The 26477-nt window shown below is 66.3% G+C and carries 23 protein-coding genes; 11 read left to right on the top strand and 12 right to left on the bottom strand.

Going from position 1 to position 26477, the window contains the following annotated elements; translation table 11 throughout:
• Nucleotides 1-64 precede the first annotated feature (64 nt).
• Nucleotides 65-834, top strand: a protein-coding gene (locus JNJ68_RS15415) for an IS5 family transposase (protein WP_294983425.1) whose coding sequence is annotated in 2 segments (ribosomal slippage) — nt 65-401 and nt 401-834 — 771 coding nt in all. Because the reading frame shifts where the segments join, the coding sequence is not laid out codon by codon here.
• A 1673-nt stretch (nt 835-2507) separates the two neighbouring features.
• On the opposite strand, the gene JNJ68_RS15410 is transcribed toward JNJ68_RS15415, so the two are convergent.
• Genes JNJ68_RS15410 through JNJ68_RS15395 form a run of 4 tightly spaced genes read right to left on the bottom strand, consistent with a single transcriptional unit; the run spans nt 2508 to nt 6768 of the window.
• Nucleotides 2508-3338, bottom strand: a complete 831-nt coding sequence (locus JNJ68_RS15410; RefSeq protein WP_294983424.1) for an energy transducer TonB — start codon at nt 3336-3338, stop codon at nt 2508-2510.
• Nucleotides 3335-3745 (bottom strand): TonB system transport protein ExbD, encoded by a 411-nt coding sequence (gene exbD / locus JNJ68_RS15405; RefSeq protein ID WP_294983422.1) that lies wholly within the window; start codon nt 3743-3745, stop codon nt 3335-3337. Before exbD ends, JNJ68_RS15410 begins: the two co-directional genes overlap by 4 nt.
• Nucleotides 3746-3748: 3 nt before the next feature.
• Entirely contained in the window at nt 3749-4645 is an 897-nt protein-coding gene (locus JNJ68_RS15400; RefSeq protein WP_294983421.1) for a MotA/TolQ/ExbB proton channel family protein, read from the bottom strand.
• On the bottom strand, nt 4639-6768 hold the full coding sequence (locus JNJ68_RS15395; protein WP_294983419.1) for a TonB-dependent receptor: 2130 nt from the start codon (nt 6766-6768) through the stop codon (nt 4639-4641). Before JNJ68_RS15395 ends, JNJ68_RS15400 begins: the two co-directional genes overlap by 7 nt.
• Nucleotides 6769-6987: 219 nt before the next feature.
• On the opposite strand from JNJ68_RS15395, the gene JNJ68_RS15390 reads away from it, so the two are divergent.
• The 4 genes from JNJ68_RS15390 to JNJ68_RS15375 are packed head-to-tail and all read left to right on the top strand — an operon-like array spanning nt 6988 to nt 10737.
• Nucleotides 6988-8025 carry a ChuX/HutX family heme-like substrate-binding protein gene (locus JNJ68_RS15390; RefSeq protein WP_363166036.1) on the top strand — a complete coding sequence of 346 codons (1038 nt, stop codon included), beginning with the start codon at nt 6988-6990 and terminating at the stop codon, nt 8023-8025.
• Nucleotides 8022-8858 (top strand): ABC transporter substrate-binding protein, encoded by an 837-nt coding sequence (locus JNJ68_RS15385; protein ID WP_294983415.1) that lies wholly within the window; start codon nt 8022-8024, stop codon nt 8856-8858. The genes JNJ68_RS15390 and JNJ68_RS15385 overlap by 4 nt, the downstream gene beginning before the upstream one ends.
• 54 nt (nt 8859-8912) lie before the next feature.
• Nucleotides 8913-9920 (top strand): iron ABC transporter permease, encoded by a 1008-nt coding sequence (locus JNJ68_RS15380; protein ID WP_294983429.1) that lies wholly within the window; start codon nt 8913-8915, stop codon nt 9918-9920.
• Nucleotide 9921: 1 nt separating this feature from the next.
• Entirely contained in the window at nt 9922-10737 is an 816-nt protein-coding gene (locus JNJ68_RS15375) for a heme ABC transporter ATP-binding protein (RefSeq protein ID WP_294983413.1), read from the top strand.
• Nucleotides 10738-10813: 76 nt separating this feature from the next.
• Here the strand turns inward: JNJ68_RS15375 and JNJ68_RS15370 are convergent, their stop codons facing one another.
• The gene (locus tag JNJ68_RS15370) at nt 10814-11131 is read right to left on the bottom strand and encodes an antibiotic biosynthesis monooxygenase (RefSeq protein WP_294983412.1); all 318 of its coding nucleotides are present in this window, start codon (nt 11129-11131) and stop codon (nt 10814-10816) included.
• Nucleotides 11132-11180: 49 nt separating this feature from the next.
• On the opposite strand from JNJ68_RS15370, the gene JNJ68_RS15365 reads away from it, so the two are divergent.
• Nucleotides 11181-11366: a hypothetical protein gene (locus JNJ68_RS15365; RefSeq protein ID WP_294983410.1), complete on the top strand. Its 186-nt coding sequence runs from the start codon at nt 11181-11183 to the stop codon at nt 11364-11366.
• On the opposite strand, the gene JNJ68_RS15360 is transcribed toward JNJ68_RS15365, so the two are convergent.
• From JNJ68_RS15360 to JNJ68_RS15335, 6 genes are all read right to left on the bottom strand, one after another.
• On the bottom strand, nt 11363-12499 hold the full coding sequence (locus tag JNJ68_RS15360; RefSeq protein ID WP_294983408.1) for a primosomal protein N' (replication factor Y) - superfamily II helicase: 1137 nt from the start codon (nt 12497-12499) through the stop codon (nt 11363-11365). The two genes, JNJ68_RS15365 and JNJ68_RS15360, sit on opposite strands and share 4 nt — an antisense overlap.
• A gap of 3 nt (nt 12500-12502) precedes the next feature.
• Nucleotides 12503-13603 (bottom strand): SPFH domain-containing protein, encoded by a 1101-nt coding sequence (locus JNJ68_RS15355; RefSeq protein WP_294983406.1) that lies wholly within the window; start codon nt 13601-13603, stop codon nt 12503-12505.
• Between the two features lie 18 nt (nt 13604-13621).
• Complete coding sequence (locus JNJ68_RS15350; protein WP_294983404.1) at nt 13622-14551, bottom strand: DUF2927 domain-containing protein; 930 nt, start codon at nt 14549-14551, stop codon at nt 13622-13624.
• 18 nt (nt 14552-14569) lie between these two features.
• Entirely contained in the window at nt 14570-15736 is a 1167-nt protein-coding gene (locus tag JNJ68_RS15345; protein ID WP_294983402.1) for a toxic anion resistance protein, read from the bottom strand.
• Between the two features lie 18 nt (nt 15737-15754).
• Entirely contained in the window at nt 15755-16630 is an 876-nt protein-coding gene (locus JNJ68_RS15340) for a 5-bromo-4-chloroindolyl phosphate hydrolysis family protein (RefSeq protein WP_294983401.1), read from the bottom strand.
• 179 nt (nt 16631-16809) lie between these two features.
• Nucleotides 16810-17844, bottom strand: coding sequence for a pseudouridine synthase (locus JNJ68_RS15335; RefSeq protein ID WP_294983400.1), 1035 nt, complete (start codon nt 17842-17844; stop codon nt 16810-16812).
• A 53-nt stretch (nt 17845-17897) separates the two neighbouring features.
• Here JNJ68_RS15335 and JNJ68_RS15330 point away from each other — a divergent pair, with 53 nt between their 5' ends.
• Together JNJ68_RS15330 and JNJ68_RS15325 are read left to right on the top strand one after the other, a co-directional pair.
• On the top strand, nt 17898-18362 hold the full coding sequence (locus JNJ68_RS15330; RefSeq protein ID WP_294983398.1) for a nucleoside deaminase: 465 nt from the start codon (nt 17898-17900) through the stop codon (nt 18360-18362).
• A 535-nt stretch (nt 18363-18897) separates the two neighbouring features.
• Nucleotides 18898-21186: a glycosyl hydrolase family 28-related protein gene (locus tag JNJ68_RS15325; RefSeq protein ID WP_294983396.1), complete on the top strand. Its 2289-nt coding sequence runs from the start codon at nt 18898-18900 to the stop codon at nt 21184-21186.
• Between the two features lie 52 nt (nt 21187-21238).
• Here JNJ68_RS15325 and JNJ68_RS15320 read toward each other — a convergent pair whose 3' ends face one another.
• Complete coding sequence (locus JNJ68_RS15320) at nt 21239-21730, bottom strand: pyridoxamine 5-phosphate oxidase (protein WP_294983394.1); 492 nt, start codon at nt 21728-21730, stop codon at nt 21239-21241.
• Nucleotides 21731-21836: 106 nt separating this feature from the next.
• Here JNJ68_RS15320 and JNJ68_RS15315 point away from each other — a divergent pair, with 106 nt between their 5' ends.
• The 3 genes from JNJ68_RS15315 to JNJ68_RS15305 all read left to right on the top strand — a co-directional run bounded on the left by JNJ68_RS15315 (nt 21837) and on the right by JNJ68_RS15305 (nt 26391).
• Complete coding sequence (locus JNJ68_RS15315) at nt 21837-23486, top strand: SulP family inorganic anion transporter (protein WP_294983392.1); 1650 nt, start codon at nt 21837-21839, stop codon at nt 23484-23486.
• Between the two features lie 280 nt (nt 23487-23766).
• Nucleotides 23767-25725: an acetate--CoA ligase gene (acs, locus tag JNJ68_RS15310; protein ID WP_294983389.1), complete on the top strand. Its 1959-nt coding sequence runs from the start codon at nt 23767-23769 to the stop codon at nt 25723-25725.
• Nucleotides 25726-25728: 3 nt separating this feature from the next.
• A complete protein-coding gene (locus tag JNJ68_RS15305) occupies nt 25729-26391 on the top strand; it encodes an adenylate kinase (RefSeq protein WP_294983387.1) in 663 nt (220 codons plus the stop codon).
• The last annotated feature ends 86 nt before the right edge of the window (nt 26392-26477 follow it).

Here is a 26477-nt window from a genome sequence, read left to right as displayed (position 1 = left end):
TAGGGTCAGGACCCATTGATCTTCCACTTTCGGCGTGATTCAGGCTCTGCGAGGAGACTGACCGATGAGCAACCTTTTCTGGCTGACCGAAGCGCAGATGGCGCGGCTGCAACCCTTCTTTCCCAAGAGCCATGGCAAGCCCCGCGTCGATGATCGGCGGGTGTTGAGCGGCATAATCTTCATCAATCGCAATGGCTTGCGGTGGTGCGATGCGCCACGGGAGTATGGTCCGCCCAAGACCCTCTACAACCGTTGGAAACGATGGAGCGACAAAGGGGTCTTCGCCCGGATGATGGATGGTCTGGCTGCCGAGGCCGCCGTTCCGAAGACGGTGATGATCGACGCGACCTACCTGAAGGCGCACCGCACGGCGACCAGCCTGCGGTCGAAAAAGGGGGGCCAGACGACCAGAGGGGCCGCCTGATCGGCCGCACAAAGGGCGGCATGAACACCAAGCTGCATGCCGTCACCGACGCCGATGGACGCCCGCTCCGCTTCTTCATGACCGCAGGCCAGGTCAGCGACTACACAGGTGCGGCAGCCCTGCTGGGCAGCTTGCCAAAGGCGGAGTGGTTGCTGGCCGACCGCGGTTATGACGCCGACTGGCTCCGAGATGCGTTGAAAGACAAGGGGATAAAGCCATGCATCCCGGGCCGCAAGTCGCGCGGCAAGCCCATCAAGCATGACAAGCGCCGCTACAAACGCCGAAACCGGATCGAGATCATGTTCGGGCGGCTCAAGGACTGGCGGCGGATCGCAACACGCTACGACAGATGCCCGAAGGTCTTCCTCTCCGCTGTCGCCCTCGCCGCAACGGTCATGTTCTGGTTATGATGCGAGAACGAGTCCTGACCCTACGAACCAGATGATCATTGCTACATCGATGATTGCACCTGAGCTTGACGTTCCTGAGATAACTGTTGGCGATTTTTATACCCATGAAAACCGAACGTTGCGCATCTCTAACGCTTAGTGAGGTCCAGTGACTGAGAATTCGTCAGGTGGCGAGAGTAGCTGGCAGCCAGAAGCTTGGCGCTTCAGGAGACTGAACTGGCATCTCTTGAGGGGCTTTGGCCAGAGCGTACCTGCCGCGATCACGATGAGCATGCCGTTCGTCGGTTACATTATTCTCTACCACGCACAGATCGAAAATTATCTGGGTGGTTTAGGGGGGTTGCTCGAAAGGCAGGCGAAGCCCGGCTTGTGTATGCCATGGATTAGCTTCTCTATGCGTCTCAACCTAGTCTACCTTGGCCTCTTGCTTCTTGGCGTTGGCACCCTTCTGTACAAGGTGTGTGCGCCGAGCATCGTGAAGAGTGCGCGCGACATAAATGAGTACGTAGTCGGTTCAATCGATAACGTATCCGCCCGCAATCTAAGCTCAATGTACGCGACGATACAGTCACGCAGGCCACAGATCGCGCCGACTTTCATCCAACGAGCACCTTGGTTAGACAGAGCGAGTAGTCTTAAGACAGCCTCCGATGCGCTTAAGAAGGACGACAACCAAATCAAAATCGATGTCTTGCGAAGCTTTTATAGTGTTCAGGACAGGCATACCCTTCGTGCTGCAGTTTACGCGGTCCTAGTACTCTATGCAGTGGGATTCTCGATGCTCGCTATTCCGGGCATAGCGTTTACTGGACGTGTACTGTGCGTAGTTGGCCACGACCTTCATCTGTTGGGACCATGAGTACTCGGCCACTTGATGGTTTGAGGCCTTCATGCCTCGCATTTACCGTCAGATCGATGTAAGGCACCACAGCTTAAGCTTGGCGACGCGCTTCGAGTAATGAAATCTAGTTTGGCCTTCTGGCGTCGTGACGGCAGACCTAGATCCGTTCGCGTTGGCCCTCGTCCGCCTTTGGTTCTTAGCACGCGGCCAATTCCCCCTAATGTTCGCTGCTGAAGAGTGTCAAGTTCGTAGGCGTCATTCACCCACCTTCCCCGTGCGTCTTTCATCAGTTTACGCAGTCCGCTGCTGTCATTCTCAGACAATAGGATGTGGAATCCGCTGCTCTGCTGTTGGGTCAACCTATTGATTCAATTGGCCTGAGTGCTTGCGTGGGTCGTACTCAAAAAGGGACACGTGGATGTAGAATCCACTGCTCTACTCCCTCGCGCTTTCTGGCGAACGATGAAAATAGGAAAGGCCCTGTAGGGATACAGGGCCTTGGTCGCGGTCCGAGATGATACCTTAGTCGCTAGTCTTGTGTTCGGTGGGCTCTAGTATCGCGCGAAGGACTGGCTCCCATGCGATAAAAGTGGAGAAGACTCGGTTCGAGCTTTCTACGGTAAGGTGCACCACTTAAATACCTGAAATCGCGCAACGGACCGTTCTGCCTTCGCGGTGGAGTGCGGCCGGGTTGCGCCGGGATTGCTTCGCTCCACCAAGGGAGCCGCGGCCCAGTCAGAAGGCCGGATTGCGCAAAGGTTTTTTCCCAGGGCACCCCGGTCGCAGGATGCGGAGGGCGCAGCGGGAGCGTCACCTCCGGTCTCGGCGCGGCTCACTTGCCGACGAATTCGGTGGAATAGGTTCGATCTGCACCCTCGGGCGGGGCCGGGAAAGGCGCGGCGCGGCGGATATGGTCCAGAGCGATCTTGTCCAATTCCGGATTGCCCGAGCTTTTCGATACCTTGGCTCCCGCCAGACTGCCGTCGGCTGCGATGGTAAAGGAAATTTCGACAATCCCCTTCTGGCCGGCCGATTTCTTCTTGGTCGAGCGGATCTTCTTCATCACCGACTTGCCATAGGCCGCCGGAGACACCGCCCCGCCCTTCTTCTCCTTTGCCCCCGACGTCGCAGCGCTGGCCGAGGCCGCGGAAGCCGCCTTTTCCTTCTTGGTCTCCTTCGGCTTCGCTTCCGCCTCGGTTTCCTTCGGCTTCTCCGCCGCCTTCTCCTTCACCTTCTTCTTTTCCGGTTCCGGCTTGGGCTTCGGTTTCTCGACCGGCTTCGCCTCGACCTTGGGATGGGGCTTCTCCGGCGGCGGCGGCAAAGCGAGGTCTGCCTCTACCGGCACTTCCGGGACGGGCAGGGCAACGGGCGAGGCCACCGCCAGTTCCGGCGCTACATCGGCCTCGGGCAGGTCGGGCACGGCTTCGGTCGGGGCAGGCTCGTCCGGGGCGACGGGTGCCTCGTCCACCACCTGTGGTGCGGCTTCCGCCACGGCGGCGACGGCGGGGGCCGCCGGAGGCAAGGCGCCAAGGTCGAGGAACAGGACCGGTACCTGCCGTTCGGCGGCCAGCGCCATCGCCGCGGCGCCGCACAACAGTGCCGCCGCGGCCGCCCCGGCCAGAACCCATCCCACAGTGCGGGTGTCGGGGCCGCGGGCGGTCACGGCGCATCCTCCAGGCCCACCAGAGCAACCTTCAGGTAGCCCGCGTCCCGCAGCCGGTTCAGCGCCTGCATCAGTGCACCGTAGTCGACCTTGCGGTCCGCGCGCAGGAAGACCGGCGTGTCGCGCTTGCCGCCGGTCTTCGCATCCAGCGCGGCGCCGAGCGCCTCGCGCGCCACCGCGCTGTCGTCCAGCATCAGATCGAGGTCGACGGTCAGCGTCAGCCACAGGGGCTCTTCCGGGCGCTGGCTTACCGGGGCCGAGGAGCCGGGCAGGTCGACCGGCACATCGACGGTCGACAGGGGGGCCGCGACCATGAACACGATCAAGAGGACCAAGATCACGTCAATGAACGGCGTGACGTTGATCTCGCTCAGTTCCGTGTCGCCCTCATCCAGCCGCAGCGCCATCGTTCACACTCCCATCCGCCGGTCCATCTCGCGGCTGAACCGCGCGAGCAGCTCCGCCCGTCCGTCCGCCAGCGTGTGACGGTAGGCCCCGATCCGGCGCATCACCGCGTTGTAGAGCAGCACCGCCGGAACCGCCGCGACCAGGCCAATCCCGGTGGCCAGCAGCGCCTCGGCGATCCCCGGGGCCACAACGGCAAGGCTGGTGGTTTTGGTCGCGGCGATGGCGAGGAAGCTGTTCATGATCCCGAACACCGTCCCGAACAGCCCGACGAAGGGCCCGACTGCGCCGATCGAGGCGAGAAGCCCCGTCCCTGAGCGCAGCCGCATCACCGCCCCCGCTTCGATCCGGTCCAGCGCCAGTTCCAGTCGGGCGCTGGACGAGGCGCGCAGATCCGCCGTCAGCCCCGGTGACAGCCCGTCCACCTCGTCGCAAGCCGCTTGAGACGACAAGGCCAGCGGGCATTGCCCGGCCAGCGCGACCAATCCGGTATCGGCGGCCAGCGCCGCGCGCGCGCGCCGCAGCCTGGCGAAGGCCAGGGCGAATTCGACGATCTTGAACAGGAACACCGTCAGCACCGCCGCGACTGCCAGCGTCAAGAGCCCCATCACCGCCTGCACCACCGGATGTGCCTTCAGGACGAGGTTGACCAGATCGGTATCGACCTCCGGTTCGGCGACCGACAGATCCTCTGGGTCGGCGACCGGAGCCGCCTCTGCTGCGGGGGGAGCTAGGGCAGCAGGCTCGGTGGCTTCGGGCAGCACCGGGGCAGCCTCGGTCGCCGTGCCCCCGTCACCCAGAACGGGGGCCTCAGTGGTGACAGCAGGACGGCTTGCGCCCTCCTGTGCCATGGCCGTCCCGGCCAAGAGGAAAAAGAGAGCCGAGACGAAATGTCTTACCATGTGAAGTTCTTGCCGATTGTGAGTTTCGCATTCATCCCCTGCGCCCGGTCGAGCGAAAGGTTGTTCTTGTAGTCCGCGTCGAAGGCGTTCTCGACGGTCAAGGTCACGTCCATCCCGGGCAGCGCGCCGGTTTCCGGCTTCCAGGTCACGAAGAGATCGTGGGTGTCGTAGTGGGGGGTGTGGGTCGCCGTGATCGTACCGGCCGCAGTGGTCGCCACCGAATTGGTGGTGATCGCGTCATAGTAGTACGCCGTCCAGCCAACGATCAGGCCGCGGTCGGGGAATTTGGTTCCCACGGTCAGGGACACGTTCTCGGCCGGGGTATCCGCAACGGTCAGCCCGTTCGCCGCCGGGTTCGGCATGTCGCGGTACGCCGACTTCACGTTGCTGTAGCCGAGGCTCGCGAACCAGCGTTCAGCGTCATAGCTCGCTTCCAGCTCTCCGCCCCAGATTTCCGCCGAGCGAACGTTCAGATAGCGTGGCACCGCCCCCGTGGCACTGTTGGTCACGATCAGGTTGGACAGGTCGCTGTGGAAGGCGGTCGCCTTCAGTTGCAGCGTGTCATCTTCTGCGAACAAGCCCTCGCGTTGATAGGTTACGCCCAGTTCAAAGGAATCCGCCGATTCCTTCTCGAGGTTCAGACTGGGCAGGCGCCCGCCATCGGTCGAATACAGCTCGTCCAGCGTCGGCATCCGCTCGGTGCGGGCGATGGTGCCGAAGACACCCCAGTTGTCGTTCAGCTTGTAAAGCGCCGACAGCTTGGGCGAGATCGCCTCGTCCGAAGCCGCCGCGCCGCCTGCGGCGATGGTGGCCGTCGAGGGCGTCCGGTCGCCGAAGTCCACCCGCAGGCCGGGGATCAGCGTCAGCCGGTCGTTCCAGACGAACTCGCCCTGGGCATAGACGCCAAGCTTGCGGTCGGTGCCCTCCGGGTGGAAGGCCAGCGCTCCGAGCGAGGAGGTCGCGCTCCGCTTCTGTTCCGAAAGCTGGACGCCGAAGGTCAGGAAGTTGTCCCAGTCGCCGCTCGAAAGATCGGCGGTGTTCTCGACCTTCAGCGTTGTGGTGGCATAGCCGAACTCGCCCTCGCACAGCACCTGGAAGGTGCCGGGCGAACAGAAGGCTCCGTTCGAGAAGTTGCTCTTCTCGACATTGGTGTCGGTGTAGGACAGCTGCACCGTCAGGTCGAGAAGGTCATTTGCGGAAAAACGGTTCCGCCAGGTCAGCGTCGCGGTGTCGTCGACGGCATGGATGTCGGCAAAGCCGAAGACCGGGATGTTCGTGGCTCCGCCGGACTGCGCCACCGCTGCCTGGTCAAGGTCGGTGTCCGTGCGCGAGATCGCCAGCGTCAGGCTCTGGTCGCCATCGTTGCCGAAGGTCAACGTGCCTTTGGCCAGGCCCGAAATCGAGTCATGCTCGGTGCCCGCCAGAACGTCACCAGCTCCGTCCTTCTTTTCTCCGCCATGGCTGGAATTCAGCGCCAGCAGGAAATCGGCATTGCCCGCGCGATGGGCGTAGATCACGCCGGGTTTCACCACATCGCCATTGCTTTCATAACCCAGCTTGAACCGCAGGGCGCTGGTCTCGCCCTCGCCCAGGTAGTCCGCTGCGTCCTTGGTGGTGAAGACCACCGCGCCGCCGATGGTGCCCGAGCCATACAACGTCGATGAGGCCGGGCCGCGCAGGATTTCCACCCGCTTGAACAGTTCCAGATCGCCGAAGAAGCTGCCCATCCGGTATTGCTCGAAGAACTTCGGTGCGCCGTCCACGACGACCTTGATCCGCTCTTCCGAGGCGGTCTGCTCGCTGTTGCCGATGCCGCGGATGTTGAACGCCATCCCCATCGGCCGGGCCGAGGCGCCTGCCGCCTGCACCCCTGGCACGCCTTTCAGCATCTCGCCGATGTTGCCGGCCTGCTTGCGGTCGAGGTCCTCCTGTTCCAGCGCCGTCACGGCCTGGGGGGTGTCGATGGCGACCTTTGCGGTACCGGTGCCAAAGATGATCCGCCCCAGCATCTGGAATACGGTCTCGTCTGCCTCCTGCGCGACAGCCGGGGCGGCGCACAGGGCAAGGGCGGTGGCGGTGGTCAGAAGGCAGGCGCGGGGGCCGAGCAAGCAGCGGATCGACATGGTGTCCCTTCGGGTTTTGTCTGCTGAAGGGCTGGCCATGCCGGGTCCGGCGGGCTGGCGGCAGAAGATTCTGACTTGATCTGTCAGGAATTGGCTTCTAAAGATCGCAGAGTGTTTTTGTCAAGTATCCGCCGCGCGATTTCGTGCGTCCGGAGAGATGCCCCGCGCCCCAGCTTCCCGCCAGAGATGCGCGTCCCCGAACCGACAGGATGGATGCCCATGGCCAAGCCCGGCCCCGATCAGATTCGCGCTTTGCGCACCGAAAACCCCAAAGCCCGCGCCCGCGATTTCGCCGCCCAGCACGGCATCACCGAGGCCGACCTCGTCGCCGCCTTCGTCGGTCAGACCGCCACTGCCATCGTGGCCGATCCCGACCGGCTGATGCCCTGGGCGGTGCGCCTGGGCGAGGTCATGGCGCTGACCCGCAACGAATCCTGCGTGCATGAACGGGTGGGCAGCTACCTCGACTACCGCACCGGCGCCTTCGCCGCGATGATCCTTGGCCCCGAGATCGACCTGCGCATCTTCGGCAAGCACTGGGTCCATGCCTTCGCGGTCGAGGAGCCGGGCGAAGAGGGGCCGAAGCGCAGCCTTCAGGTCTTCGACGCGGCGGGCGACGCGGTCCACAAGATCCACTTGAAGCCGAAGTCGAACCATGCGCTCTGGCCCGACCTGATCGCCAACATGCGCCTGGCCGACCAAGCCGCCGCGCTGGACCTGTCCCCGCGCCGCCCGGTAGACCCGGCCAAGGGCGACAGCGCCGGCGCCTCCGCGCTCCGCACCGCCTGGGACCGGATGACCGACACCCACCAGTTCATCGGCATGACCAAGGACCAGGGGATGAATCGCCTCGGCTCCTATCGCGTCGCGGGTTCACCCTATGCCGAACGGCTCCAGCCCGAGGCCGTGACCCATACCCTCACCCGCGCCGCCGAGGCGAAGATCGCGGTGATGATCTTCGTCGGCAACCTTGGCTGCATCCAGATCCACGGCGGCGCCATTGAGAAGATCGTCCCGATGGGCCCTTGGATCAACGTCATGGATCCCCGCTTCAACCTGCACCTGCGCGCCGACCATCTGGCCGAGGTCTACGCCGTCTGGAAGCCCACCCGCACCGGCGACGTGTTCAGCGTCGAGGGTTTCGCGGCGGATGGCGAGCTGATCCTGCAGATCTTCGGCTACCGCAAGGACACCCCCGCCGAGCCCTGGAACGCGCTGGTCCGCGCGCTGCCCCGGCTGGAAGAGGCGCTGGCATGATCCGCGCCCTTGCCGTCACCCTCTGCTTCGTCTCCGCCGCCACCGCGCAGGACGCGAGCAGGGTCATCACTCTCGGCGGTTCCGTCACCGAGATCGCCGTTGCCTTGGGTGCGGAAGACCGGTTGATCGCCCGCGACACCACCTCGACCGGGCCGGAGAGCGTGCAGGCGCTGCCCGATGTCGGCTATATCCGCGCCCTGTCGCCCGAGAACGTGCTGGCGCTTGACCCGGCGCTGATCATCGCCGAAGGCGACGCAGGCCCGCCCGAGGCGGTGGAGGTGCTGAAGGCCGCCGGCATCCCCTTCATCCTCGTCCCCGAGGCCACCGACCCCGCCGGGATCGCCGCCAAGATCGAGGCCGTCGCCGCTGCACTCGACCTGCCCGCCGAAGGCAAGGCGCTCTCCGCCGAGGTCGAAACGAAGCTTGCGGCCACCGAGGCCCGCGCCGCCACCATCGAAACGCCGAAGCGCGTTCTCTTCATCCTCTCGCTCCAGGGCGGCGGGGTGATGGCCGGGGGCGAGGGGACCGAGGCCGAAGGCATCATCCGCCTCGCCGGGGGCGTCAACGCCGCGACCGGGTTCCAGGGCTACAAGCCGATGACCGACGAGGCCGTCCTCGCCGCCAAACCCGACGCGATCCTGATGATGGACCGTGAGGGCGATCTCTCCATCGCCGACGCCGACATCCTGTCGCAACCTGCTCTCTCGCAGACCCCGGCGGCCCAGACCGGCACGATCATCCGCATGGACGGGATGCTGCTTCTGGGCTTCGGCCCCCGCACGCCGGAAGCCGCCGACGCGCTCCATGCCGCGCTCTATGGCAGCCAAGGCTAGGTCATGCTCTCGCTCACCCGCCCCCTTGTCCCCGACCGCCGCCCCAGCCGGGCGATGGTCAGCCTGGTGCTGACCCTCTTCGTCTTCGCCGCCTCGCTCATCTCGCTGACCAGCGGCGCGGCGGGCCTCGGGCTCACCGACCTCCTTGCAGCGTTCCTTGGCGAAGGCCTTTCCCCTCGCGACCAGGTGGTGCTTTACGACATCCGCCTGCCGCGTCTCGCGCTTGGCCTTGCGGTCGGCGCGGCGCTGGCGGTCTGCGGCACTCTGCTGCAAGGCCTCTTCCGCAACCCGCTGGCCGATCCCGGCATTGTTGGCGTCAGTGCGGGCGCGGGGCTAGGAGCGGTCCTGGCCATCGTCCTCGGCGGCCTGCTTCCCATCGGGATCGCCAGTGGCCTCGGTCCCTCGCTGGTCTCGCTTGCGGCGGGCTTCGGCGGCTGGATCGCCACCCTTCTCCTCTACCGCATCGCCACCAGCGGCAAGCGGACCGATGTCGCGCTGATGCTCTTGGCCGGGATCGCGCTGTCCGCCCTTGCCGGGGCCGCGACCGGGGTGCTGACCTATGTCGCCGACGACCGCCAGCTGCGCGACCTGACCTTCTGGAGCATGGGCTCGCTGGCCGGGGCCACCTGGACCAAGCTTGCCGTCACCCTGCCGCTGATCGGGGTCACGCTGGCCGTCGCCCCGCGCCTTGCGCGCGGGCTGAATGCGCTGGCGCTGGGCGAGGCACAGGCCGCCCATATGGGCGTCGATGTGCAGCGCCTGAAGCGTCTCGCCATCCTTTGCGCCGCTGCCGGAACCGGGGCCGCCGTGGCGGTGTCGGGCGGCATCGGCTTCGTCGGCCTCGTCGTTCCGCATCTCCTCCGCCAGGCGCAGGGGCCGGACCACCGCCGCCTGATCCCCCATGCAGCACTTCTCGGCGCGGGTCTCCTTGTCCTCGCCGATGTCGTCTCGCGCACCATCGTCGCCCCGGCGGAACTGCCCATCGGCATCCTGACCGCGCTCTTTGGTGCGCCGGTCTTCCTGTGGATGCTTCTGCACAACAGCCTTTTGCGCGGGCGCTAGGATGCTGGTGATCCGCAACCTCTCCGTCCGTCTCGGACGGCGCACCGTGCTGGAGAACGTGACGCTCAGCGCGCGTCCGGGCGAGTTGCTGGCGATCTGCGGTGCGAACGGCGCGGGAAAAAGCACGCTGCTGAAAGCCGTGCTCGAGGAAGTCCCGGCGCGGGGCACCCTCAGCCTGAACGGCCACGAGATCGGCGGGGGACGCCCGCAAGCCCTTGCCCGGCAGCGCGCCGTTCTGCCGCAGGATACCGACGTCGCCTTTTCCTTCACGCTGGCCGAGGTCGTTGCCATGGGCCGCGAGGCCGGGGATTTCGCCGCCCGCCCCGAGGTCGACCACCTTGCCCTTTCCGCCGTGGGCCTCCAGGGCCGCGAGGGCGATGACTTCCGCACCCTCTCCGGCGGCGAACGCCAGCGCGGCCATCTCGCCCGCGCGCTTGCGCAAGTGTGGGAGCCGGTCGGCCCAGATGGCCCGCGCTGGCTGATGCTGGACGAACCCGTCGCCAGCCTCGACCTCGGCCACCAGCTGAAGGTGATGCAACTGGCCCGCAGTTTCGCCGATGCGGGGGGGGGCGTGCTGGCGATCATGCACGACCTGAACCTCTCGGCGATGTTCGCGGAGCGCATGGCGTTCCTGGTCGATGGCCAGCTTGCCGCTCTCGGCCCGCCAGAGGATGTGATGACCGAGCCCTTGCTGGAACGGGCCTATGGATGCGCGGTCATCCTGGACCGGGTGCCGTCCTCCGGCCCCTGGCTCTTGCCGCAGAACTGCGGTCCGGGAGGGGCGGGGTCATCGGGTCGCAACGCGCTTCAGTCATAGCGTCCAAAGCGCGCAAGGTCCCGCTTCATGCGAAAATCCCGAGCGGCGCGACCGCGCGTCCTGCGATTGCCCGCCGTCAGAACACCCCCAGCACCTCGTACATCACCGGCTCGAACCCCCGGCACAGCTCGTTGATGCGCCGGTTCCGCTCCCGCATCTCGGGCGTCCGCAGCATCGCCTGATAGTCTTCGCGCCGCTTCCACTGCGAGTAGTTGCACACCCGCGTCCTGGCGTCATTCATGTGCAGCCCCGCCGCGACGAAGCCCGGCTGGCGGCTGATGCAGTCGCGGTAGGCATCTTCCAGCGCCTCGACCAGGTCAAACGCCATGGCGGGGGTGGTCTCGAAGGTAGTAATGACGGTTTGTCCTTGGAAATCCTTGACAATCTTGGGCATGTGGGCCTCCCTCTTTGCGGGCAGGATGCCACGAACGGGGGCCGAAGGCATGAAGTTTCTCGATCCGAACGACCCGTTTTTCCGCCACGCCTGGGTGCGCTGGGTGACCGCGCTGCTGCCGATCGGCTGGGGCCTGGCCGAGTTTCTCTGGATAGGCTCGCCCTTCTGGGGCCTCCTGTTCCTGGCCGCCGGAGTCTATGCCGGCTGGATGCTGTTCTTCCAGCGCGGGCGCTAGTTCATCCAGTCCGGCTCTGACAGCCCCACGGCTTCGAGGTCCGCAAGGTAGATGGCGCCAAGCACAAGAAGAACCACGAGAATTGCCGCACTGGCGATCTTCCAGACCGACCACGGCCGCTCGCCCTGCACCTCGCCGGTCTGGCCGTTGACCAGAAAGCGATAGCTTTTTCCGCCGTATCTGTAGGCCGCCATCCAGACCGGCAAGAGGATGTGCTTGAAGGTCTCGTCCGACCAGTCGGTATCGACGTCATGAACCCGCTGCTCGTCCCCGCCGATGTCGTGGCGGACGTCCTGCAGGATCACGGCCGACATCCGGTCCTGCGCCTCGTCATGGCCAGCGGCAAGGTTGACCGTGTAACCCTCGGCCTGGAATCCGGCAAGAAATTCAGGGTTGTAGGGGGTCAGCGCACTCAGGTCCCAGGGCGTCAGCTCGTTGCCCAGCCTTGTCGGCAAACTGCGCGAGGCCATGACAAGCACGTCATCGAAATCCCGCGCGACCCGGCCCGATGTCGAATACCAGCGCGTGCGGCGCACCTGCTCCTGCCGTTGCTCCGTCCGCCCGTTGACCCGGACGCTGACCGTCCGCGTCTCATAGTAATATTCGCCCCGCTCGCCCGAATAGCGGCTGGAGGTCGCGGCGTCGAAAGTCCAGAACGGGACGTAGACCCCATTCAGCGCGCGACCCTTGCGGGCGTATTCCAGCAGGGTTCCCGGCGCGAACCACAGGCTGCCCATCCAGGCCACCATCGCCTTGCGGGCCTCGGCTTCGGACAGGACGAAGGGTACCAGCGCCTGCGGCTTGATATGACGCTCGCTGCCGGTGTCGAGGACCACGGGCGTGTCGCAGAACGGGCAGGCGGTGGCATGGGTCGCCCCCCCGATTTCCACCTTCGCCCCGCAGTTCGGGCAAGAGCTTGTGCGCACCTCGACCATGTCGCCGCTGGGCAGGTCGTCGCGCAATCCTTTTGCCAGATCAAGCTCTTGCAGGGCGCGCGCGCGGGTGCGCGGGGCCTCGGCCGGGATCTCCTGCTCGTGTCCGCAATGGTCGCAAACCAGATGGGTCTGGCCCGGCGCATAGCGCAGTTGCGCGCCGCACTGGGCGCAGGGCCAACGGAATTCGTCCTGCGGCATGACTCAGGGTTTCGGTGGCGGGGGCGGCGGAACCTGGTCCAGAAGCCGGGCAAGCTCGGTCTCGGCGGCCATCTTCCAGCCGTCCTGGCCGGGACTCCAGACCATCGTCGCGCGGGTCAGGCGGCCCTCGGCGGCGGCCTTCACCAGATCCCCCTCGCCGAACGGCCCCGAGGTTGCACCGTCCACCGCCAGGTGCCATTGCCTGCCCGCAGGTGGTGGCGGAGGGGGCGGAGGCGCTGCGGCAGCTCCGGGCTGCGTGCCCCATGGCCCCATGTTCTGAGCCATGCTCGCGCCCATGCCCATGCCCATCCCGGCCCCCATGGCGGACCCCATGGCGCCGCCCGGTTGCGACAGGCTCTCGGCGGCATTGTACTGCATGTAGCGGTTCAGGTCGCCCACCACGCCCATGGAAGTGCGCTTGTCCAGGGCCTTCTCCACCTCTTCCGGCAGGCTGATGTTCTCGATGTAGAATTCCGGGATGGAAAGGCCGTACTCCGCCACTTTCGGCGCAATCGCATTGGCGATGATCTTGCCCAGGTCCGAGAGGTTCCCCGCCATGTCCAGTACCGGGATGCCGGACTTCGCCAGCACCTGCGAGGCTTCCTGCACGATGATGTTGCGGATCTGGAAGCTGATCTCGTCCGCGGTGAACTCACCATCGGTACCAACGATCTCGGTGATGAACTTGCCGGGATCGGAGACGCGCATCGAATAGGTCCCGAAGGCGCGCAGGCGGACCGGGCCGAATTCCGGGTCGCGGGCCATGATCGGGTTCTTGGTGCCCCATTTCTGGTCGTTGAACCGGGTGGTGTTGACGAAATAGACCTCGGACTTGAACGGCGACTGGAAGCCGTGGTCCCAGTGCTGCAGCGTGGTCAGCACCGGCATGTTGTTCGTCTCCAGCATGTAGAGACCGGGGCTGAACACGTCCGCAAGTTGCCCCTCATGGATGAAGACCGCCGCCTGGCCTTCGCGCACTGTCAGCTTCGCGCCATACTTGATCGCCTGCCCGCGCCGGTCGAAACGCCAGACCATCGTGTCGCGCGTGTCATCGAGCCAGGAAATGACGTCGATGAATTCGCCCTTGAGGAAATCGAAGACCATGGCACCCTCCGTTTGGGTTCAACTGTCGCCGCCGGTCATCCGGCGTGCAAGGGATTCGACGATGGGTTGCGCTTCGGCCGCCGTCATGCCGGGGCGCAACTCGCGGCTGTAAAGGATGCGCAGAAGCATCTCGTCCTGATCTGTCAGCAACGCGAATTCCTCGTCGTCGTTGAAGATCGAGGGCCTCGCGCGCGGGGAATCGTTCGGCAGGCCAAGGCCTTGCGTCATTTCCTCGTGCAGGCAGGACAGGCGCAAGAGGTCGGGGTGCTCGGACCGGATCACCGCGAAGGCGCGGGTGTAGGCGCCGGAATTGCCCTCGGCCATCGCATAGACCAGGCAGTAGGTCGACCTGGGCATCTGGGTGATCCCGGCGACGTCCGACGGGGACAGGCCGGGCAGGGCGGCATGGACCACCGGCCCCAGCGCCTCGCGTTCGTCCTCCGACACGACATAGACGAAGAAGTTGGGGTTGCGGTCGTCCACCGCCATCGGATGCCCGGTGATCTGCGCCAGCCGCGCCACGAAACTGCCGATCCGGGCGCGGTCGGTGGCCTGTCGGTCGGGCGGCACGCTTGGGCCGAAGCGGATGCCGACGCGGACCGGAACCTCCCAGCGACGAAGACGGCTTTCGGTTTCCTCGCGCACGAACCCGCCCGAGCCGCGGCGGTATTCGTCGTAAAGCGCGATGCGCATGAAGTTGTCGGTCAGGGTCCGGGTGCTGACCGGGATCCCCTCGCCGCCGTCCGTCCGCAGCATCCCTTGGGCGAGCAACACCTGCTGAACCTGCGCATAATAGATCGCGGCGGCCGCACTCTTCGCCGTCGGCTCGGTCGGGACGACGGGCACCGGTGCCGAGGGGGGCAGCACCGTGCCCGTGCCCAGACAGGCGGCAAGCACAAGGCAGGCGGCCAGCGCCACCAGCGACCGGACTGTTCCTGCGGCTGCCATGCCCGTCCCGCTTGCCTTTCAGGTCACTGGCGCGGTTTGCCGCGCCCTGGCCGAGGCCAGTGTGTCGCGCAACTCGGCTTCCATCTTCACGAGCTCCGCCTCGGCTGCCGCGCGCTTGGCCTTGCCCTCGTCGGCGATGGCCAGGCTTTCGTTGATCGTCGCGATCAGCGTGGCATTCGCGGCCTTCACGGTCTCGATGTCGAAGACCCCGCGCTCCATCTCCTCGCGCACCACCTTGTTGGCCTGTTGCAGGTTCTCGGCGTTGGACTTCAGCAGCTCATTGGTCAGGTCGTTGGCGCCGCGCACCGCCTCGGCCGCTTCCTTCGACCGCTGGATCGTCACCGCCTGCGCCAGCTGCGTCTCCCAAAGGGGCACGGTGTTGACCAGCGTCGAGTTGATCTTCGTGACCAGCGACTTGTCGTTTTCCTGCACCAGCCGGATCGAGGGCAGCGACTGCATCGTCACCTGCCGGGTCAGCCGCAGGTCGTGCACCCGGCGTTCCAGATCGTCGCGGGCGGCACGCAAGTCGCGCAGCTCCTGCGCCTTCATCACCTGATCGGCCTCGGGCGCCTTGGCCACCTCGGCCTCCTTCGCCGGGATGGTCTTGCTATCGACCTCGGCCAGCTTGGCTTCGCCCGCCGCGATGTAGAGCGCCAGCTCGTTGTAGAAGGTCAGCGTCTTTTCATACAGCACGTCCAGGCTCTTGATGTCCTTCAGAAGCGTGTGCTCATGCGTCAGCAGGTCGCCGGTGATCTTGTCGATCTGGCCCTGCACATCCTCATACTTGGCGACGAACTTGGCAAAGGGCGCGGCCCGGCCCAGAAGCCGCTCCCACCAGCTTGCCTCGCGCCGCAGGTCCAGCTCGCTGACCGCAAAGCCGCGGATCGTGGTGACGATGTTGCGAAGCGAGTCGCCCGCCGGGCCCACGTCCTTGTTCTTTACATCCTGCAACATCGCCTGGCTGATCACCTGCAATTCCGCCTGGGCGGCAGAGCCGAAGCTGATGATCGACTGGGTGTTGCCCAGATCGACCTCGGCCATCCGTTTGCGGATCGCCTCCGCTTGAGCGGCCGGCGCGGCTTCCAGGGCCACGACCTCGGCCATCGGTTCCGGCAGGATCACGGCATTGACCTTCTCGACCTCGGTCAGAAGGGCGGTGGCATTGGCTTGGACGGTCTCGGACATGGGCACTCCCCTTGGGGTTCAATGATCAAGCTTCAGACGGTCGCGCAGGACGGCGATCTCCACATCCAGGTCGGTGCGGTTGTTCGTGAGAAACGCGGTGGTCTTCTGCGCGAAGGTGGTTTCCAGGTCGGCCAGCAGGCCCTCGTAATCGGCACGCGCCCCGGCGTCACGGGTCTGGGCATAGTGGTCGGCGAACTTCACCGTCGCGTCGCGGGCGCCCATCAGATAGACCGACAGGTATTTCCGCGCCGCCGTCAGGTCGCCCGGATCGGCCTCGACCGTGCGGAACAGGCTGCGGGCAGCGGCGGCGAACTGGTCGACGCGGCGCTCCAGGCTGCGGTCCCGCGCCCGCAGGATCGCGTCTTGCATGCTCGCCAAGTACTTCTCGCCCTCCTCGACGGCATGCGCCACGCGCCCGGTCTGAAAGGCGTCGATCCCCTCCGCCCCCTTGTCGGCCAAGGGGTCCGGTCCGAACGCCCCCATATGCAGCGCGGCCCCGACCAGCGCGTAAAGCACGGGATAAACCAGTCCCTGATCCGCGATCACCCCACCAAGGGCCAGCGCGGCCCCGGTCAGCACCGCGCCCAGGGCCTTGCGGGGCAGGGCAGGGCGGCGGGCCAGCCTGCGGGCGTTGAAGGCGGCCTCGGCCTTCAGTCCCTCGCGGGTCAGCCAGGCCGAAAGGACCAGACAGCCCCCGGCGGCCAGACCCAGCAGCATGTCGGCGGGATCATCGCCGAAGGCAGGGAACAGGAACAGGAAGGCCGAGAGGAACAGGATCGTCGCCCGCCACAGCCCCCTTGCCTTCGGGGCGATCAGCATGGGGGGTGCGGCAGTGCTTTCGCCAGCCGGACGGCCACCCTGCGGAGAATAGGGTCCGCCGAAGCGTTCGGCCATCAGATGCCCCCCGACCAGGCCACATAGGCCACCAGGGCAACCAGCAGGGCCAGCGACAGGTTCCTCAATCCGGTTCCAGACATGGTCCCTCTCGCGTTGCCTTGCGATCGACCTTAGCCGATGCCCCGCGCCCTTGCCAGCCGCCAGCGGGGGGAATAGGCGGCAATGTTCCCCTCCGGTCAGCCCTGCCGCGGGCCTTTCGGGCGAGGTCCCGGTCGGGGGCCGGTGCCACGTGCGGGTTTCGGGCGGTCGGCGGGTGGCCGGTCCTCACCGCCGCGCGCCGGGGGTCGGGCCGCCTTCTTCCAGGCCTCGGAGAGCGTCTTCAGCCCTTCGCCGGGCTTGAGTGTCTTGCGGGCAGGTTTTGCCCCTTCCGCAGCGATCTTCGGGCCAGCTTTTGCGCTGGCCTTGGCCACCGATTTGGACGAGGGCTTCGGTTTTCCTGTCCCCTCATCCTCCTTGCCCAAACCCAACTGGTCGCGCAGGATGCGGGGCTTCACCTCCTCCACCTCGCCGGGCTGCAACTCGTTCAGCCGGAACGGCCCGTAGGAGGTGCGGATCAGCCGGTTCACCGTCAGCCCGACATGGCTCATCGCTCGCCGGATCTCGCGGTTCTTCCCCTCACGGATACCCACCGTCAGCCAGGCGTTCGCGCCCTGGTGGCGGTCGAGCTTCACCTCCATCGGCTGGAATTTCTCGCCTTCGATGGTGATGCCCTTCCGCAGCGGCTCCAGATCGGGGTCAGTCGGGTTGCCCTTCACTCGCACCCGGTATTTCCGCAGCCAGCCGGTCGAGGGCAGCTCCAGCCGCCGCTTGAGTTCGCCGTCGTTGGTAAGGAGGAGGAGGCCCTCGGAGTTGAGGTCGAGGCGGCCCACGGACATTACCCGCGGCATATCCTCGGGCAGGTGGTCGAAGACGGTGTCGCGGCCCTTTTCGTCGGCGGCTGACGTGACCAACCCCTCGGGCTTGTAGTAAAGCCAGAGGCGGGGCGGTTCGGGCTGGCCCACCGGTTCGCCCCGGACGGTGATCTTGTCCTTGGCGGTCACGTTCAGGGCGGGGGAGGTGATGACCTTGCCGTTGACCTTGACCTCGCCCAGTTCGATCAGCCGTTCCGCTTCCCGGCGCGAGGCGATGCCGGCGCGGGACAGGACCTTGGCGATACGCTCGCCTTCGGGGGTTTCGGTCGCCTTTGCGGGGGGCTTTTCTTTTCCGGGCATGGCCATCATCCTTCGGGCCTGCGTGGCCGGGGTGGCAGGGTATCGAAGCGGGCATGAAAGAGCAACGCGAAGGGTTCCGGTCGTTCATGGCCGCCGCGCTGGAGGAGGCGCGGGCGGCGGGGGCGCGGGGCGAGGTGCCGGTGGGGGCGGTGGTCGTCTCGGGCGGACGGGTGCTGGCGCGGGCCGGGAACCGGACGCGGGAGCTGGCCGATCCGACGGCGCACGCCGAGATGCTGGCGATCCGCGAGGCCTGCCGGGTTCTGGGATCGGAGCGGCTGGTGGGCTGCGATCTCTATGTGACGCTGGAGCCCTGCCCGATGTGCGCCGCGGCGATCTCGGCGGCGCGGGTGGGGCGGCTTTACTACGGGGCGGCGGACCCGAAGTCGGGCGGGGTCGCGGTCGGGGCGCGGGTCTTCAGCCACCCGCAGTGCCACCACGTTCCCGAGGTCTATGACGGGATCGGGGCGGGGGAGGCGGAGGCGCTTCTGAAGGGGTTCTTTGCGGGGAAGCGGGGGTGAGTGTCCACAGTGGACAGAAGTTTGGATACCCATGTTTTCAAAGTGTTGTACGCGGGCGTTAGGGATTTGGAAAGGATTGCAGACAGCGCGAACCCCTCGCCCTGACCCCCTCCCCCGGCGGGAGAGGGGAAGCGAGCGGTTGCGTCGAGGCTGGATCTGATCCCTTGAGCGAGTGATGCCGAACCCGTCTTTGATGCTCTCTCTTACAGGGGTAGGGCGCCCGGAGTGACGCTGTTTTCGTTCTCCGGTCGTGGGCTGTGTGTCACGGGCAGGCGCCCGGACCCTCTCCCTTTCCTCACGACCCTCTCCCGGGGTGATGCGGGGCCGCCCGTGGCTGCGCTGCGCCCGGTTCTGGGTCTTCGGCGGGGTTGCGGGCAGACGCATCCGTTGCGCCAGCGGCCGGTCTGGCGCACGGCGCCCTGAGCCCGGGTTAAACCTTGCTTGCTACCCCCTTTGCCCCATGGCGGCGCGGTTCGTCGGGTTTCCCGGCGTACCCCCGTGGCAGTGGCGCGAAGCGAGGCGAAGGAAATCGAAGATGAACAAGGCTATCACCGACGGGCTGGTCCTGATGCCGCCGCCGTTCTCGGCAGGGCTGAACCTCTGGTCGCGCGAGGACGGGACGCCGGGGTCGGGGTCGTATCAGGGCCAGCCGAATGCGGCGCTGGTGACGAATGACCAGGACTTCGCGGGCTGTCTGGAACTGCAGAAGACGGAAGCCACACAGAAGCTGCGCAGTTTCGCGCAGACGCCGGTCCAGCCGGGGCTGTACCTCCGGGTCACGGCGCGAGTGAAGGCGGTGTCGGGGAACCTGCCCTCGGTCCGCATCGCGGCCTGGGCGGGGGACGTGAGTGGGGCAAACGTGGCGGGCCTGCCGCAGACCGGCCCGTCGGTGCAGATCACCTCTTACGGGCAGGTGGTTACGGTGAGCGCGATCATCTCGCCCGCCAGCCGCATGGGGGTGGACCTGCCCTGGTCCTTGCAATCGGTCTACGCGCATGTCGGGCTGGACCTGACCGGCGCGAACGGCGGCGTGGTCAGGATCGACGACATCGTGGTCGAGGATGTGACCGAGGTCTTCATCCGCAAGCTGATGGACTGGGTCGACGTGCGCGACTATGGCGCGCTGGGCAATGGCTCGACCAATGATGCGGCGGCGTTTCTGGCGGCGGATGCCGATGCGCAGGGGCGCGAGATCCTGGTGCCCTCGGGCGTGTTCCGGCTGGCCAGCGACGTCACCATCAACAGCCGCATCCGGTTCGAGGGGACGGTGTCGATGCCCGCGAACCGGCGGCTGGTTCTGACGCGGAACTATGACCTGAACACCTATGGCCAGGCCTTCGGGTCGGAGCTGGAGGGGTTCAAGCGGGCGCTGCAGGCGCTGTTCTACTTCACCGACTATGTGACGTTGGACCTGTCGGGCCGCCGGGTGGACATCACGGCGCCCATCGACGTGGCGGCGCTGGCCGGGCTGACGAGCTTTTCCAGCCGCCGGGGCATCCGCAACGGGTCGCTGAACGCGGTGGCGGGGCCGGGCTGGACGACCGAGGATGTGACCTCCGTCGCGACCTATTCGGCGGCGCAGAACACCACGCTGACCGGGGTGGCGAACGTGGCCAACATCACGGTCGGCTCGCTGGTGATCGGCACGGGGGTGGGCCGCGAGGTCTATGTCACCGCGACGAATGTGGGCGCGGGGACGGTGACGATCAGCCAGCCCTTGTATGCGGCGGTGGGGGTGCGGACCTACACCTTCCGGCGGTTCAGATACATGCTGGATTTCTCGGGCTTCAGCCTTCTTTCGCGGTTCGAGATCGAGGATGTGGAGTTCAACTGCCTTGGCGTCGGCTCGGGTGTGCTGCTGCCGATGGCGGGCAGCACCCAGCGTTTTGTGTCCTGCACCTTCAACCGGCCGCTCGACAGGGCGATCAGCTCGGCCGGGTCAGGGTGTCAGGGCATGTTCGTCGACATGTGCCAGTTCCTGTCGAACGAGCAGTCGGTCCCGGCGGTCGACCGCACCACCATCGCGATGAACGTGCAGGCGAACGACACCAAGCTGCGCAACAACCGGATCGTGCGCTTTGCGCATTTCGCGGTGATGAACGGCACCGGCCACCTGATCCACGCCAACCACTTCTTCCAGGGCGACAGCGTGACGGCGGGGGTGCGGCGCGCGGGGCTGGTGTTCACGCAGACCAACGTCTCGACCGTGGTGACGGGCAACTACATCGACAACTGCTTCATCGAATGGGGCAACGAGCACGACAGCGAGCCGCAGGAGAACGGCGAGTTCTCGTTCGGGGGGCTGAATATCGTCGGCAACGTGTTCATCGCCTCGGACACTTCGACCGCGTTCCGCTGGATCGTGGTCAAGCCCTACGGGTCGGGGCACTTCCTCAGCGGGTTGTCGATCACCGGGAACAGTTTCCGCTGTTTCGGGACCGTGATCGACCGGGTGGACATGGTGGATACCAGTTTCGCGACGCTGGATTTCACCAAGTCGCGCAACGTGCGGGTCGAGGGAAACAGCTTCAACAACGTCGGCCAGTGGATCATCAACCCGGTGCAGGTGATGCACACGCAGAACACGGCAGCCGAGACCTGGAACGTCAGCGCGGGCGGGTTCGTGCCCTTTGGCGGGCGCATCCGGATGGTCGAGGCGGTGGCGCCGGAGGGGATGATCAGCACGGCGGCAAATGCGGCGCGCTATGTGTTCCCCTATTCGCTGCCGGGCACCGGGGCGGGGGGTAACGAGGCGCAGGTGCGCTGGGGTGAGGCGGTGAAGGGTAAGGCGCTGGTCACGATGCGGATGGATGTACCGGCCTGACGGATCGTGTCTCGGGAGGGGTTTGGGGGCGGTCCTTCGGGGCCGCCCTTTTTCACAGGTCCCCGGGCTGGATGTGGAAGGCGCGGGCGAAGCCGCCGTTCAGCAGCGCCGACTGCGGATCGAGGCGGACGAAGGCGAAGTCGGGCAGGTCGATGTAGACGGTTGCCTTGGGGTTGCGTTCGAGCCAGCGGCTGCGGATGGCGGGGCGTGCGGGGTCGTCGGCGGCGATGAAGCTGGCGCGCGCGCGGATCATCAGGCGGGGGTGGGTCATCGGATCGCCCTTGCCTGCGACCTCGCCCAGCATCAGCGCGCAGTCGGGCTTGTCGCGGAGCGCGCGGAAGTGAGGGGCGAGGCCGGAGACGAGCGTGAGGAGCCCGGCCTCGGGGTCGCGGGCGAAGGCGATGCGGCTGATGCCGGGCGTGCCGGTGTCGGGGTCGGTCCAGGCGAGGGCTGCATGTCCGAGCGACAGGAGCTGGCGGACGGTCGCCAGCGCGTCGTCATTGGCGGGCTGGACGGGATCGGGGCGGGTGGAACGGTCGGACATGGCACACCGGAAGCAGTTGACAGGGGGATGGCTCGGGCGTCATCTGGCGGCATTCGTGCCGACCTGCCAGCGATTACTGGCCGTGTTCCCTGGCTTGGACGCCATCATGACCGACAGTGCCCGCGGCCACAATGGCCCGACCGACTTCCTGCCGAAGCTTCTGACCGTCTGGCGCGAGGGCTATGGACTTGCAGACCTGCGCGCCGATGCGCTGGCCGGGCTGACCGTCGCCATCGTGGCGCTGCCGCTGTCGATGGCCATCGCCATTGCCAGCGGGGTGGGGCCGGAGCGGGGCCTCTTCACCGCCATCGTCGGCGGGTTCCTTGTGTCGGCGCTGGGCGGGTCGCGCTATCAGATCGGCGGGCCTGCCGGGGCGTTCATCGTGCTGGTCGCGGCCTGCGTCACGGCGACGGGGGTAGAGGGGCTGATCCTGGCGACCATCCTGTCCGGGGTGATCCTGATCGGGGCGGGGGCGCTGCGCTTGGGGACCTATATCCGCTACATTCCCTATCCGGTGACGGTGGGCTTCACCGCCGGGATCGCGGTGATCATCTTCGCCAGCCAGCTGCACGAGATGTTCGGGCTGACCCTGCCGGGCGCGGAGCCGGGCGAGATCATCGCCAAGGTCGAGGCCTTGTGGGCCGCGCGGGGGACGGTGACATGGGGCGCGGTCGGGGTGACGGCGCTGACGGCGGGGGTGATCCTGGCGCTGCGGCGGGTCAGGCCGCACTGGCCGGGGATGCTGATCGCGGTGGCGCTGACCTCGGTCGTGGTGGCGGTGATGGGGCTGCCGGTCGCCACCATCGGCACCCGGTTCGGAGACTTGCCCAACTTGCTGCCCGCGCCTGCCCTGCCGGATCTGTCGATGTGGCGGCAGGCGCTGCCCTGGGCGGCAAGCTTCGCGCTGCTGGGCGCGATCGAATCGCTTCTCTCCGCCGTGGTGGCCGACGGGATGTCGGGCGCAAGGCACCGCTCGAACGCCGAACTGGTCGCGCAGGGGTTGGCGAACATCGGCTCGGGCCTCTTCGGCGGGTTTTGCGTGACCGGGACCATCGCGCGCACGGCCACCAACGTGCGGGCGGGCAGCAAGGGGCCGGTCTCGGGCATGTTGCATGCGCTGTTCCTGCTGGCCTTCCTGATGGTTGCAGCACCCCTGGCCGCTTATATCCCGCTTGCCGCGCTGGCGGGCGTGCTGGGCGTCGTCGCCTGGGGCATGGCGGAGCGGCATGAGTTCGCGGCGCTCCTGCGGTCCACGCGCGGCGATGCGCTGGTGGTTTCCGTCACTTTCCTGCTGGTGGTCTTCCGCGACCTGACCGAAGGGATCGTGGTGGGCTTCGCGCTCGCCGGTCTCGTCTTCATCAAGCGCATGTCGGAAAGCGCGGCGATGCGGCCGCGCGAGGAGCATATCGAAACGCCGCGGGCGGACCGCGTGGTCTATCACCTGGAAGGCCCGTATTTCTTCGGTGCCGCCGCGCAACTGGGGGGTGTGCTCGACCGCATCGCCGAGACGCCGCGCGCGCTGGTGTTAGAGATGTCGGGGGTGCCCTTGATCGACAGCTCCGGCGCGCGGGGGTTTCACCGACTGGCGGCGCGGGCGGCGAAGCGGGGCGGGCGGCTCTACCTCGTAGGGCTGCGACCCTCGCTCCGGCGCCAGCTTCAGGCGCAGGGGCTGGAGGAGCCGGAAGTGCAATTCCTCGCCGATCTCGCCGCCGTCGATGCGGTTCTGGACGCACAACCCGGCGGCGAATCACGCTGAGCCGCGCCGCGCGACCGACCCGGCCCCTGCCGCGTCCGCCAGAAGCCCCGTTCACGCGGGTGTGAGCGGTAACGGCCCGCGAAAGCAAGCACTTGGGCGCCACAATTTTCACACATTTTCAGAATTGACTTATAGCGAGTGAAGAAATTTACAGAATTATTGATGAAAAATAGGGGGTTACAGAAATCTTTACGAGATGCTAGTCTGGCCTTGGGAAAGAGGGTTCCTGGCCAGTCACTGTCAGTCGTGGAAGGCTGCCGCCTTCCGAGGGGAGAAGAGAATGAGCGAAGCCGCCAAGTCGATCCATCCGCCCTCTGCGGCGTTCGCCGCTGCCGCGCATGTCGATGCGGAAACCTATGCCAAGCGCTATGCCGCCTCGGTCGCCGACCCGGAGGCATTCTGGGCTGAGGAAGGGCTGCGGCTGGACTGGATCAAGCCCTATACCAAGGTCAAGAACACCTCGTTCCAGATGGGCGGCGTCTCGATCAAATGGTTCGAGGACGGGCACCTGAACGTCTCGGCCAACTGCATCGACCGCCACATGCTGACCCGCGCCGACCAGACCGCGATCATCTGGGAGCCGGATGATCCGAAGACGCCGACGAAGCTGATCACCTATCGCGAGCTTCTGGAACAGACCTGCCGCCTGGCCAACGTGCTGAAGGCGCATGGCGTGCAGAAGGGCGACCGGGTCGTGCTCTACATGCCGATGATCCCCGAGGCCGCCTATGCGATGCTGGCCTGCACGCGGATCGGGGCGATCCATTCCATCGTCTTCGGCGGCTTCTCGCCCGATGCGCTGGCGAACCGGATCAACGACAGCGACGCAAAGGTGGTGATCACCGCCGACTGGGCGCCGCGCGCGGGCAAGAAGACCGGGTTGAAGGACAACACGGACAAGGCGCTTCTGCATTGTTCGGATGATGTGAAGGTGCTGGTGGTCAAGCGCACCAGCGACCAGACCAGCTGGGTGCAGGGCCGCGACTTCGACCTGACGGCGGAAATGGCCGAGGCACGGCCCTACTGCCCCTATGTCGAGGTCGGCGCGGAAGACCCGATGTTCATCCTCTACACCTCGGGCTCGACGGGGAAGCCGAAGGGAGTGGTGCATACGACGGGCGGCTATCTGGTCTATGCCGCGATGACGCAACAGCTGACCTTCGACTACCACGACGGCGACGTGTTCTGGTGCACGGCGGATGTGGGCTGGGTCACCGGGCACAGCTACATCGTCTATGGCCCGCTGGCGAATGGCGCGACCACGGTGATGTTCGAGGGCGTGCCCACCTTCCCGGATGCGGGCCGCTTCTGGGAAGTCTGTGCCAAGCACAAGGTCACGCAGTTCTACACCGCGCCGACCGCGATCCGGTCGCTGATGGGCCTTGGGCCGGAATGGGTGGAAAAGCACGACCTGTCGTCGCTGAAGGTGCTGGGGTCTGTGGGCGAGCCGATCAACCCGGAGGCCTGGGCCTGGTATGACACCCATGTCGGCAAGGGCAAGCTGCCGATCGTCGACACCTTCTGGCAGACCGAAACCGGCGGCCACATGCTGACGCCCTTGCCCGGCGCGATCCCGACCAAGCCCGGTTCGGCGACGAAGCCGTTCTTCGGGGTGAAGCCCGAGGTGCTGGATGCCGCGACCGGCAAGGTGCAGTCCGAGACCGAGACCGAGGGTGTCCTGTGCTTCGCCGACAGCTGGCCGGGGCAGATGCGCACCGTCTGGGGCGATCACAAGCGGTTCGAGGAAACCTATTTCAGCCAGTACAAGGGCTATTACTTCACTGGCGACGGCTGCCGCCGCGATGCGGATGGCTATTACTGGATCACCGGTCGCGTGGATGACGTGATCAATGTCTCGGGTCACCGGATGGGCACGGCCGAAGTGGAATCCGCGCTGGTGGCGCATGAGGCGGTGGCCGAGGCGGCCGTGGTGGGCTATCCGCACGACATCAAGGGCCAGGGCATCTATGCCTATGTCACCCTGATGAAGGGTGTCGAGCCGACCGAGGACCTGCGCAAGAAGCTGGAAGCCTGGGTCAGGAACGAGATCGGGCCGATCGCCAAGCCCGACCTGATCCAGTGGGCGCCGGGCCTGCCGAAGACGCGCTCGGGCAAGATCATGCGCCGCATCCTGCGCAAGATCGCCGAGAACGACTTCGGCGCCTTGGGCGATACCTCGACGCTGGCCGACCCCTCGGTTGTCGACGACCTGATCGCCAACCGCATGAACAAGGGCTGAGGCATGGGTCCTGTCCTGATCCTTCTCGGCCCCCCCGGCGCAGGCAAGGGCACGCAGGCCCGGATGCTGGAGGAAGACTTCGGTCTGATCCAGCTTTCGACCGGCGACCTCTTGCGCGCTGCCGTTGCGGCGGGGACCGAAGCGGGCAAGCGCGCCAAGGCGGTGATGGAAGCGGGGCAGCTTGTGTCCGACGAGATCGTGCTGGCGATCCTGAGGGACCGGATGGCTGCGCCGGATGTGCAGAAGGGCATCATCCTCGACGGCTTTCCCCGCACGGCGGGACAGGCCGCGGCACTGGACACGCTGCTGGCGGAAGCCGGGCAGAAGGTGACGGCGGCCATCAGCCTGGAGGTCGAGGACGAAGCAATGGTCGCCCGGGTTTCGGGCCGCACCACCTGCGCCGCCTGCGGCGAGGGGTATCATGACGAGTTCAAGCAACCCGCCAAGGCGGGCGTTTGCGACAAGTGCGGCGGCACGGATTTCAAGCGCCGGGCCGACGACAATGCCGAGACGGTGCGCGAGAGGCTGCAGGCCTATCACGCCCAGACGGCCCCGCTGATCGCGCATTACGACCGGCAATCGGTCCTGGAACGGGTTCCGGCGATGGGCTCCATCACCGGCATCCGCACCCGGCTGGCCGAGATCGTCGGGCGCGTCGCGGCATGAGATTGGCTCTCGCCCTCGCCATGAGGAGGGGCGGGCGGGGCCGGACGGGGAGGGGAGCGCCGCTCGTGGCGTGATCCTTCAGACAA

It is taken from the genome of Tabrizicola sp. (assembly GCF_016793705.1).
Classification (GTDB): domain Bacteria; phylum Pseudomonadota; class Alphaproteobacteria; order Rhodobacterales; family Rhodobacteraceae; genus Tabrizicola.
The sequence above is the reverse complement of the archived record's forward strand: the minus strand, read 5'-3'. Positions and strand labels throughout refer to the sequence as shown.